The 10,466-nt window shown below is 67.1% G+C and carries 10 protein-coding genes and 1 pseudogene; 1 reads left to right on the forward strand and 10 read right to left on the reverse strand.

What is annotated here, in order from left to right:
* Positions 1-42 precede the first annotated feature (42 nt).
* The gene (locus HB724_RS17615; protein ID WP_213982253.1) at positions 43-1,053 is read right to left on the reverse strand and encodes a retroviral-like aspartic protease family protein; all 1,011 of its coding nucleotides are present in this window, start codon (positions 1,051-1,053) and stop codon (positions 43-45) included.
* A gap of 53 nt (positions 1,054-1,106) precedes the next feature.
* Positions 1,107-3,524: a ligase-associated DNA damage response DEXH box helicase gene (locus HB724_RS17620; RefSeq protein ID WP_213982254.1), complete on the reverse strand. Its 2,418-nt coding sequence runs from the start codon at positions 3,522-3,524 to the stop codon at positions 1,107-1,109.
* Between the two features lie 18 nt (positions 3,525-3,542).
* Between HB724_RS17620 and HB724_RS17625 the strand changes: the two genes are divergently transcribed.
* Positions 3,543-4,541 carry a ligase-associated DNA damage response exonuclease gene (locus tag HB724_RS17625; protein ID WP_213982255.1) on the forward strand — a complete coding sequence of 333 codons (999 nt, stop codon included), beginning with the start codon at positions 3,543-3,545 and terminating at the stop codon, positions 4,539-4,541.
* A 21-nt stretch (positions 4,542-4,562) separates the two neighbouring features.
* On the opposite strand, the gene HB724_RS17630 is transcribed toward HB724_RS17625, so the two are convergent.
* From HB724_RS17630 to HB724_RS20630, 8 genes and pseudogenes are all read right to left on the reverse strand, one after another.
* A complete protein-coding gene (locus tag HB724_RS17630; protein WP_213982256.1) occupies positions 4,563-4,910 on the reverse strand; it encodes a hypothetical protein in 348 nt (115 codons plus the stop codon).
* Positions 4,911-4,948: 38 nt separating this feature from the next.
* A complete protein-coding gene (rpoN, locus tag HB724_RS17635) occupies positions 4,949-6,463 on the reverse strand; it encodes an RNA polymerase factor sigma-54 (protein WP_213982257.1) in 1,515 nt (504 codons plus the stop codon).
* Between the two features lie 32 nt (positions 6,464-6,495).
* Positions 6,496-7,272: an LPS export ABC transporter ATP-binding protein gene (gene lptB / locus HB724_RS17640; RefSeq protein WP_213982258.1), complete on the reverse strand. Its 777-nt coding sequence runs from the start codon at positions 7,270-7,272 to the stop codon at positions 6,496-6,498.
* Positions 7,273-7,396: 124 nt separating this feature from the next.
* The gene (locus HB724_RS17645; protein WP_213982259.1) at positions 7,397-7,978 is read right to left on the reverse strand and encodes an LptA/OstA family protein; all 582 of its coding nucleotides are present in this window, start codon (positions 7,976-7,978) and stop codon (positions 7,397-7,399) included.
* Entirely contained in the window at positions 7,978-8,622 is a 645-nt protein-coding gene (lptC, locus tag HB724_RS17650) for an LPS export ABC transporter periplasmic protein LptC (protein ID WP_213982260.1), read from the reverse strand. The genes HB724_RS17645 and lptC overlap by 1 nt, the downstream gene beginning before the upstream one ends.
* A gap of 44 nt (positions 8,623-8,666) precedes the next feature.
* Complete coding sequence (locus HB724_RS17655) at positions 8,667-9,287, reverse strand: ribonuclease D (protein WP_213982261.1); 621 nt, start codon at positions 9,285-9,287, stop codon at positions 8,667-8,669.
* 31 nt (positions 9,288-9,318) lie between these two features.
* Entirely contained in the window at positions 9,319-10,110 is a 792-nt protein-coding gene (locus HB724_RS17660; protein ID WP_213982262.1) for a TerC family protein, read from the reverse strand.
* A 138-nt stretch (positions 10,111-10,248) separates the two neighbouring features.
* Positions 10,249-10,466 (reverse strand): annotated as a pseudogene (locus tag HB724_RS20630) (hypothetical protein); the annotation flags it as partial.

The raw sequence follows: 10,466 nt of genomic DNA on the forward strand, positions 1-10,466 counted from the left end.
CGTTTGCCCAAGCAATGCCGGGCGGGCAAAGTCAATCCGGCTTCACAAAGTCTTGGTGGACGATCCGCCCCGGACGCCCGGCAGAAGCGGCGAACTCCATTGCGGCAGGGTTACGGGCGTTCCCTTGGGCATCAGGAAGCGCACCTGCCGATTCGGGAAATCGATATCGACTCGGCGGAAGCTGCGCAGCGCGTCCATGCCGAGCAGCAGCGCCGGCCGCTTGATGAGGCCGAACCGTTCGAACGGGGCGACATCGGCGAATGCGATCGGCATCGACCCGAATGCGACTTCGCCCACCTTGATGTCGGGAACGAAGGCATAATCGGCGCTCGTCCGGTCGCCCGTCACGCTGGTAAGCTGGATCGGTTTGGTCTTGCCCGCCCGGCGCCCGATACGCTTGCGCAGCGCGCTGTTGCCCATCGTCACCTGCGATCCGGTGTCGAGCACCACCTGGATGCGGGTGCTGCCATAATAGGCGTCGGTGACGATCAGCTGGCCGAACAGGCTCTTGGCGGTGACGACGATCTCGTCGTCCCGGCGCCGCGTGTATTTCTTGCGCTTCTCACTGGGCCGCACCGCCATGGTGCCCTTCTCGAAATCGATGATGACCTGATGGCTGCTGAGCGTATCGATGCCGAGCAGCCCGGCGGCGCCGAGATTGCGCGCTTCGAGCGCGGGAGCGATCACGGTGTGGAGCTGGCCGATCGACTTGATCGCCAGATCGGGGACGACGACCGTGTTGACGAGCGCGCGGCCGGTCATCGAAGTGATCGTCACGGGAACCCCCGCGTTCAGCCGCAGCATGCCCGCGAGTTCGCGCGAGACCACGGTGCGCTCGGCCCCGGTGTCGATGATGAAATCATACGAGCCCTTGCCGCCCACGGCGACGGGAACGGTAAGCCGCGAATCGGCCTGGCCCAGGATGAGCATCGTCGTGTCGATGTGGAGGTCGGACGCGATCAGCTCGGGATCCTGTGGCGGCGGGTCGCGTCCGTCGCCGGCTGAACCTAGCGGCAGCAAGAGGAGCAGTAGCGGATACCAGACTCCAGCCATGCACGGCAGCCTATACCTATCCATGCTGCGCAGCAATCTGGCGGAAACATAATTCAGTCGAGGCGCATCGCCTCCGCCGCGATGCTCTCCGCTTCGAGCAGCAGCGCGTCGTCTGCGGTCCCCTGGGCGACGGTTTCGCGGCCGATCATGATGAGCACGGGCACCGCCAGCGGGCTGACGCGCGGCAGGTCGACATGGAGCATCGTGTCGGCGGCGGTATCGAGCAGATGGGCGAGGCGGCCGACATCGGTCATGCGGGCACGGGCATCGGCCCAGGCGGCGTGCAGCAGCAGGTGGTCGGGCTCGTATTTGCGCAGCACGTCGTAGATCAGGTCGGTCGAGAAGGTGACCTGGCGGCCGGTCTTCTTCCTGCCGGGATGCTGGCGCTCGACCAGCCCGCCGATGATCGCCACTTCGCGGAAGGCACGCTTGAGCAGCGCCGATTGCTGCACCCAGTCGACGAACTCATGCTCCAATATGTCGGGCGAGAAGAGCGGGCGCGGGTCTGCGATCTTCTCCAGCCCATAGACCGCGAGTGCATAGTCGTTGGCGACGAAGCCCAGCGGCTTGAGCCCCATCGCCTCCATGCGGCGGGTGATGAGCATGCCGAGCGACTGATGCGCGTTCCACCCCTCGAAGCTGTAGGCGACCATGTGGTGGCGGCCCTCATGCGGGAAGGTCTCGACCAGGAGCTGGCCGGGGGCGGGGAGGGCGGAGCGACAGGCTTGCACCTCCAGCCATTCGCGGACGTCGTCGGGGAAGCGATGCCACTGGCTGCGGTCGTGCAGGAACGCCCGCACGCGGTTCGCCAGCGTGGCGGTGATCGCCAGCCGTGCGCCCATATAGGACACGAAGCGCGCCTGTTTGGAGGTAGCGCGGACGATCAGGTCGGTCGTCTCGACGCGCTCCACCTCGAGCGCGAGCCCGGCGAAGAAGAACGTGTCGCCGGGCGACAAGGTGCTGCCGAACCCTTCCTCGATCCTGCCCAGGCGGCGGCCGTTCTTGAAGCGTACCTCCAGCATCGGCGATTCGACGATGATGCCGGCATTGAGCCGATGCTGCGCAACAAAGGCAGGAGTGGTGACGCGCCACAGGCCGTCGCGGCCCAGCGTCAGCCGCTTGAACTTGTCATAGGCGCGCAGCGAATAGCCACCGTCGGCGATGAAGCCGAGGACGCGGTCGAAAATGTCCTGCTCCAGCGCCGAATAGGGCAATGCTGCGCGGACCTCCTGCAGCATTTCGTTTGCTTCGAACGGTGCGGCGCAGGCGCAGGCCATGATATGCTGGGCCAGCACGTCGAGCGTGCCGGGGCGGAAGATGTCGGGATCGAGCTCGCCCTGCTCGACCGCGTCGAGCGCGGCGCGCGCCTCCAGATATTCGAAGCGGTTGCCGGGCACGAGCACTGCCTCGCTCGACTCGTCGAGCCGGTGGTTGGCGCGGCCGATCCGCTGGAGCAGGCGTGACGATCCCTTGGGCGCGCCCATCTGGATCACGCAATCGACATCGCCCCAATCGACGCCGAGATCGAGGCTGGCGGTTGCCACCAGCGCGCGGAGCTTTCCGTCGGCCATCGCCTGCTCGGCACGGCGGCGCGCCTCCAGGCTCAGGCTGCCGTGATGGACGCCGATCGGCAGCTTCTGCTCGTTCACCTTCCACAATTGCTGGAAGATCAGCTCGGCCAGCCCGCGGGTGTTGCAGAAGACGATCGTCGTGCGGTGCGTCTCGATCTCCGCCATCACCTGGGGGATCGCATAAGTGCCCGAATGGCCCGCCCAGGGGACGCTGCCTTCGGGCAGCAGGATCGCGATGTCGGGATCGGCGCCCTTCTCGCCCTGGACCAGCGCGACGCTGTCGATATCGCCATGCGGCGCGAGCCAGGCGCGATAGCCGTCCGGATCGGCGACGGTGGCGGAGAGCGCGACGCGGCGCAGGCCCGGAGCGAAGCGCTGGAGTCGCGAGAGGGCGAGGGCGAGCAGATCGCCACGCTTGCCGGTGGCGAAGGCATGGACTTCGTCGATCACCACGGTCTTGAGATCGGCGAACATCGTCAGGCTGTCTTCGTAGGACAGCAGCAGGCTGAGCGATTCGGGGGTGGTCAGCAGGATCTCGGGCGGGCGGGCGCGCTGGCGCAGCTTGCGCTCGTGCGGCGTGTCGCCGGTCCGCGTCTCGACACGGATGGGCAGGCCCATCTCCTCGATGGGAGTGAGCAGGTTGCGCTGGACGTCGACCGCAAGCGCCTTGAGCGGGGAAATGTAGAGCGTGTGGAGACGATTGGTCGGCGCCTCGATCAGCTCCGCAAGCGTGGGCAGGAAGCCGGCCAGCGTCTTGCCGGCGCCGGTGGGGGCGACCAGCAGCGCGTGGTTTCCCGCCCGCGCCGCCGCGAGCATGTCACGCTGGTGGCGGCGGGGCTGCCAGCCGCGCGAGGCGAACCAGTCTTCGAGCTGTCGGGGAAGCTGGGAACCGGCGGGCATCGCAACCATATAGGCATGATGGCGAAGCTCGGCGACTGGATCGATCCGCAACCCTCCGGGATCTACGTGCCCGCGGCGGACGCCTGGATCGACCCGAGCCGGCCGGTGCCGCGCGCGCTCATCACCCATGGCCATGCCGATCACGCCCGGGGCGGGCATGGCAAGGTATGGGCGACGGCGGAGACGCTGGCGATCATGGAAGCGCGCTATGGACCGCAGAACGGGCGGCCGGTCGGCTATGGCGAAGGGCTGACCTTGGGCGGCGTCGATGTCCGCTTCGTGCCGGCGGGACATGTGCTGGGATCGGCGCAGGTCGTGCTCGAGCATCGCGGCGAGCGGATCGTCGTCTCGGGCGACTACAAGCGCCGCGAGGATCCCACCTGTGCGCCGTTCGAGCCGGTGCCCTGCGACGTCTTCGTCACCGAGGCGACGTTCGGCCTGCCGGTGTTCCGTCATCCCGAGACGCATGACGAACTCGACAAGCTGCTGACGGCGCTACGGGCCAATCCGGCGCGCTGCGTGCTGGTCGGCGTCTATGCGCTGGGCAAGGCGCAGCGGGTGATCCGCGAGCTGCGCGTGATGGGGTTCGATGATCCGATCTACCTCCATGGCGCGCTCCAGCGGCTGTGCGACCTCTATGTCGAGCTGGGCGTCGATCTGGGCGAGCTGCGGCCGGCGACCGGGGCCGCCAAGGCCGAGCTGGCGGGGCGCATCGTCCTGTGCCCGCCGGGCGCGCTCAACGATCGCTGGTCGCGGCGGCTGCCCGATCCGATCACCGCGATGGCCTCGGGCTGGATGCGGGTGCGCCAGCGGGCGCGGCAGCGCAATGTCGAGCTGCCGCTGATCCTTTCCGACCATGCCGACTGGGACGAGCTGACCCGGACGATCGCGGAGATCGAGCCGCGCGAGGTGTGGGTGACGCATGGCCGCGAGGATGCGCTGGTCCATTGGTGCCGCACGCGGCAGATCAAGGCGCGAGCGCTCGACCTTGCGGGCTATGAGGATGAAGACGATTGAGACGCTTCGCAGGGCCGGTGGTCAGGCGGCCTGGGTTTCATCCCGGCCGGTGAGCAGCCAGCGTTCGGCGGCTTCCGGCTCCTCGAAGCAGCGTGCGTCGCGCTCGGCGAGCGCCCGGCCGAGCTGGCTGCGCGCCAGCGTCGAGGAGACGATGAAGGCCAGGCGGCGCGAGCGATAGTCGGGCGCGGCAAGCATCGCGCGGATATCGTTCAGCGTCAGGTGCGCATTGGGCCGACAGGTGAGCTGGGCGTGCGCCTCGTTACGGGCGGCGAGGAAGCCCTCGATATCGGCATGCGTGAAGAAGCCGCTCATCCGGATGCGGACGAGGTCGCGCGAAGGATCGACTGCGATCGAATATTCGGCACTCATATCCACATGTTAGCGCGAATCGCCTACCAAATCCTGAATCAGCCGACCCCTTCGAGTGCCTTTTGCCGGCGGCGCTGGACCGAACTGCCGATGCCGAGCGCCTCGCGATATTTGGCGACGGTGCGCCGTGCGATGTCGAAGCCCTTCTCGCGCAGCATGTCGACCAGCGTGTCGTCGGACAGGATCGCCTTGGGATCCTCGGCCTGGATCAGCGCCTTTATCGCGCTCTTGACCGCCTCGGCCGAGACCGCGTCGCCGCCATCGGACGATTGGATCGCGCTGGTGAAGAAATATTTGAGCTCATAGAGGCCGCGCGCGCAGCTCAGATATTTGTTCGAGGTGACGCGGCTGACGGTCGATTCGTGCATCTCGATCGCTTCGGCCACCTGACGCAGCGTCATCGGCTTGAGGTGTGCGACGCCCTTGAGGAAGAAGGCTTCCTGCTGCTTCACGATCTCGGAGGCGACCTTGATGATCGTGCGCTGGCGCTGGTCGAGCGCCTTGACCAGCCAGTTGGCGCTGGCGAGCATATCCGACAGCCAGGCCTTGCTGGTCTTGTCCTGCGGGCCCGAGGAGACCTCGGCATAATAGGCCCGGTTGACGAGCAGGCGGGGGAGGGTGGCGGCGTTGATCTCGACCGCCCAGCCGCTGCCGCGGCGCGCCACGAAGATGTCGGGCGTGACGGCGCGCATCGGCTCGCCGCCATAGCGGCAGCCGGGCTTGGGATCGTAACCGCGCAGCTCGCGGATCATGTCCGCCAGATCCTCGTCGTCCACCTCGCAGATGCGCCGCAGCCGCGCCATGTCGCCGCGCGCGACGAGATCGAGATTGTCGATCAGCCGCTCCATGCACGGATCGTAGCGGTCTGCCTCCTTCGCCTGGAGCGCGATGCACTCGGCCAGGTTGCGTGCGCCGACGCCGGTCGGATCGAAGGTCTGGATCACCGCCAGCACCGCCTCGACCCGGGCGAGCGGCACGCCCAGCCGGTTGGCGACTTCGAGCAGCGGCACGGTGAGGTAGCCGGTCTCGTCGATCTGGTCGATCAGATGCGCAGCGACGAACAGGTCGGTGCCGTCGATCGTCGCGCCGGCCTGTGCCATCAGGTGATCGGCGAGGCTCAGCTCGGAAGTGCCGAGATTGTCGAGATCGGGTCCGTCCTCGGACATGCCGCCACTGGCACCGGTGAGGCCCAGGCCGCCGTCGAGCCCGCCGATCGAATCGGTGGGGCCGTCATGGTGGAAGGTCTCGGCGGCGAAATCGACGTCGAGCGCGGCCTCGCCCGCCGCCTCGCCGCCGCTGGTGAGCAGCTCGCGCGCGTCGGCCGGCCCGTCGCGGACGGCATCGAAATCAGGTTCCGGCTCGGACGCCGTATCGGGAACGTCCTCGCCGCCGCCGCTCTGGGCGTCGAGCAGCGGGTTCTTCTCGATCTCCTCGGCGATGAAGGTCTCGATCTCGAGGTTCGACAGCGCCAGCAGCTTGATCGCCTGCTGGAGCTGCGGCGTCATGACCAGCGATTGCGACTGCCGAAGATCGAGGCGAGGCGCGAGGCTCATGGGCTAGCCGCGGCCGGTGCCGTGAGCGAAGGTCACAGCGAGAAACTCTCGCCCAGATAGAGACGGCGGACATTCTCGTCGCGGACGAGATCGTCGGGCGAGCCGGCGAAGAGCACGCGGCCGTCATAGATGATGTAGCCGCGATTGACGATGTCGAGCGTCTCGCGGACATTGTGATCGGTGATGAGCACGCCGATGCCGCGCTTCTGCAGCTCGCCGATCAGATCGCGGATGTCGCTGATCGAGAGCGGATCGATGCCCGCGAACGGCTCGTCGAGCAGCATGATCGTCGGATCGGCGGCCAGCGCGCGGGCGATCTCGGCGCGGCGGCGCTCGCCGCCCGACAGCGCCATCGCCGGCGCGTCGCGGAGGCGGGTGAGGCCGAATTCGTCGAGCAGCGTATCGAGCCGGGTCTGGCGGGCGTCGCGATCGGGCTCGGACAGTTCGAGCACCGCGAGGATGTTCTTCTCGACCGTAAGACCCCGGAAGATCGAGGTTTCCTGCGGCAGATAGCCCAGGCCCAGGATCGCGCGGCGGTACATCGGCAGCTTGGTGATGTCTTCGCCGTCGAGCATGATCCGGCCCGAATCGGGCTTCACCAGCCCCATCACCGAATAGAAGCAGGTTGTCTTGCCCGCGCCGTTCGGGCCGAGCAGGCCGACCACCTCGCCGCGGCCGACCGAGACGGACACGTCGGTCAGCACCACGCGCTTGTCATAGGATTTGGCGATCGAGACCACCGCCAGCCCGAGCTCGGGCAGCGCCACCGGATCGGCGACGGGCATCTCGAACGTGGCGACATCGTTCATGGCAGCATCCTGCATCGACCTGGCTCTTTATACCGGCAATTTATCCCAAGCCGATTGGCAGGATTCCTGCATGAGAAAATCGGCCAAGGGAAGGGCTTGCGGGCCGCGGCGTTGGAAATCGGCCCTATTGTTTCGGCGCCGGCGCCGGCTGGGCGGCATCGCCCTGGCGCTTGGGAACCGAGAAACGGCCGGTGACGCGCCCGCCCTGGCTCTGCACGCTCGGCTGGCCGGGCGCCGCCGATCCGCCGACGCCGGAGCCGTCGATCGTCGCGCGGCCGGTATCGAGATTGATCGAGAGCCGGCCGCCCGAGATGTTGTTCGTCCCCTGGCGCAGCGTCACGCTGCCGACCATCGTGATGATCCGCCGGTTGAGATCATAGACCGCATATTGCGAGCGCGCATTCTGGTCCGGGCGCGATACCGTGACGCCGCCGGCCGCGTCGAGCCGCGAGACCTGGGGCGAGCCCTCGGTGATCTGTCCGGTATAGCTCACCGTCACGCGCGCGGCGGTGAGCGTCATCTCGGCCTGCTTGATGACGACGTTGCCGCTCAGCAGCGCGCGGTTGGCGCGGTCCTGCAGCTCGATATGCGTCGCGCCGAAATCGATCGGCGCGGTCGAATCGTGGCGCGTCTGCGCGACCGCGGGAACGGCGGCGACGAGCGTCAGGGCCGGCACCAGAGCAAACAGGGCGAGGCTGCGGGTCATCAGCGCCTATTCGCGCGCTTGGGGACGATCCGCAAGCGCGCATTGCCGTCGAGGTGGACGATCCGTTGCTCCAGGTCGGCGGTCAGCTTGTCGCCGCTGAAGGTTCCGCTGGGCGTGTTGCCGGTCACCGCGCCGCCGCTTTCCATCCGCCGCGTCTTGAGATCGACGGTCGAATCGCGGGTGTTGAGGGTATAGCCGTCCGCGGTCTGGAAGCGGAGCGGGCCGTCCACCGCCACCTGTTCGGTGTCCATATTGTAATGCCCGCGATCGGCGGTCAGCGAGGCGGGGCCGTCGGGCAGCTTGATCTGGGCGGAGAGATCGCGGAGCTGGACGACGGGCTCGGCCGAGCTCTTCTGGATCGCCTCGCCGGCATGGAGCTGGAAGGGCTGGCCCTTGGCATCCTCGCCGCGGTAATCGGCCGCGTCGATGCGCAGCCGCTCCTCGGCCATCGCCACCTTGTTCTTGTCGAGCACGAAGCTGACGTCGCCGCCCATGAACAAGGGCGCCGTCACCAGGAACGCCGTCAGCACGCCGATGCCGAGCGGCAGGAAGATCAGCGACAGGCGGACGACGCGGTCATGGCTGCTGCCCGGATGCGCCCAGGAGCGGCGCTGCGTGCGCAATCGGGCGGCGACTTCAGACATGCGTGCCTTTGTGGGGTGCGAGGGGGCGCCCGACAAGCATGGGATCAGATATGCGCGAAGATATCGACTTCCGGCCAGCCCGCGAGATCGAGCTCGGCGCGCCAGGGGAGGAAGTCGAAACAGGCTTGGGCCAGCGGCATGCGCCCTTCACGCTCGAGACGCTTGTCGAGTTCCGTCTTCATCGCATGAAGATGGCGCACGTCCGATGCGGCATAGTCCTTCTGCGCGTCCGAAAGCTCCGGCCCGCCCCAGTCCGACGACTGCTGCTGCTTCGAGATCTCGGCGCCGAGCAGCTCGCGCACCAGATCCTTCAGGCCGTGGCGGTCGGTATAGGTGCGGACCAGTCGCGACGCGGTCTTGGTACAATAGACCGGCGCGGCGACGACGCCGAGATAGAAGCGGATCGCCGCAAGGTCGAAGCGGGCGAAATGATAGAGCTTCAGCCGCTCGGGATCGGCGAGCACCGCGCGCAGGTTCGGCGCGTCGTAGCTGGAGTGCGGTCCGAAGCGGACGAGATGCTCGTCGCCCGAACCGTCGGAAAGCTGGACGACGCACAGCCGGTCGCGCGGGGTTATCAGGCCCATCGTCTCGGTATCGACGGCGATCGAGGCGCCGGGCGCGAACACGCCCTCGGGCAGGTCTTCTTCGTGGAAATGGACGGTCATGTGGTTCGCCTAGCCGCGTTCGCCGCGCGGCTCAATGGTCGGAAGGTCCGCCATGCCCGGTACGGGCCTTGCGCGCCCAGATGTTGAGCGCCTCGACCGCGGCCGAGAAGGCCATCGCGCAATAGACATAGCCCTTGGGCACATGCACGCCGAAGCCGTCCGCGATCAGGATCGCGCCGATCATCAGCAGGAAGCCGAGCGCGAGCATCACCACGGTCGGGTTGCGGGCGATGAAGTTTGCCAGCGGATCGGCGGCGAACAGCATCACGCCGACCGCGACGACGACGGCGGTGACCATCACCGGCAGATCGTCCGACATGCCGACCGCGGTCAGGATCGAATCGATCGAGAAAACCATGTCGAGCAGCAATATCTGGACGATCGCCGCGCCGAAGCCCGAGATCGCCTTGCCCTTCTTGTCGAGCGTCTCGCCCGAGGCTTCGGGATCGACATTGTGGTGGATCTCGGTCGTCGCCTTCCAGACGAGGAACAGGCCGCCGGCGATCAGGATCAGGTCGCGGACCGAGAAGGCGGTCTCCATCGCCGGTTCGCCATGCTCGCCCGGCAGGCTGATGCCGAGATCGAAGACCGGGGTGGTGAGCTTGGTGATCCAGACCAGCGAGGAGAGCAGCACGATTCGCAGCACCAGCGCCAGGCTGATGCCGATCCGGCGGACGCGGGTGCGCTGATCCTCGGGCAGCTTGTTCGACAGGATCGAGATGAAGATCAGGTTGTCGATGCCGAGCACCACCTCCATCACGATGAGCGTGACGAGCGCGAGCCAGGCTGCCGGACTGGTGATGAGTTCCAGGATCGCTTCCATGTCGCCTCCTCTGCCGGTTGGCACGGTATGGCGCAAGCGGCGCGGTACAGACCCCGCGGCTGCAATTGGCGCAACCAAGACGAAATTCGTTCGCGCGCGCTCTCTTTTTGGGTTATGACCGATTCTAGGCGCGTTATTTTAGTGCTCGAAGACCTGCGTTTTTCGTCCGGCGCTTGGGTTTTGATTGGTACAAGGGCGAACCGGGAAGACGAACAGGGCATGAGTTTCGATAGAGGGCGCCGTGGGGATCGCGGCGGGCGCGGCAGAGACAAGCGCGACGGTTTTGGTGGCGACGACAGCAGCTATGGCGGCGGCGGTTTCGGTGATCGCGGCGGCTTCGGCGGCGGCGACCGGTT

It is taken from the genome of Sphingomonas sp. dw_22, from assembly GCF_018449795.1.
GTDB lineage: Bacteria > Pseudomonadota > Alphaproteobacteria > Sphingomonadales > Sphingomonadaceae > Sphingomonas.